Consider the following 399-nt stretch of genomic DNA (forward strand, 5'->3'; position numbering starts at 1 on the left):
CGTAGGTGATCTCGCCCTTGGTCGGCAGCGGCGTCGCGATGGCCAGCTGCTCGATGAACGCGGCCGCGACCAGCGCTCCGGAGGCGGTCTCGGCGGCGCCGAACATCATGGCCGCGTGCGGTCCGCCGACGTGGTTGCGGTTCTCCTCCGCGTCCGGCAGCTCGACGACCACCTTCTCCGGTCCCGCCTCGAGGAACTGGATGCCCACGGTGCGCACCCAGGGCACGATCTGTCGCATCATTTCGCCGACCTGGCTGGTGTCCACGCTCATGCCACGGACATTACTCGTGAGTAACAACGCTTGACCAGGTCCGGTTCGGGAATGTCCGCGCCGAGCGGTGTCGTTGGGGTCGTAGTGCTGATCGGAGAGCTGGCCGAGCGCACGGGCGTCAGCCCGCG

Annotated in this window: 1 protein-coding gene; it reads right to left on the reverse strand. The window is 68.2% G+C overall.

Annotated features, from left to right (window positions below; translation table 11 throughout):
• Positions 1-271: DUF4442 domain-containing protein (locus CCN37_RS37560; RefSeq protein WP_143262029.1), on the reverse strand; the 271-nt coding region annotated here is incomplete at its 3' end.
• Positions 272-399: the final 128 nt, after the last annotated feature.

The sequence above is a fragment of the Allokutzneria sp. NRRL B-24872 genome, from assembly GCF_002155965.1.
Lineage (GTDB): Bacteria > Actinomycetota > Actinomycetes > Mycobacteriales > Pseudonocardiaceae > Allokutzneria.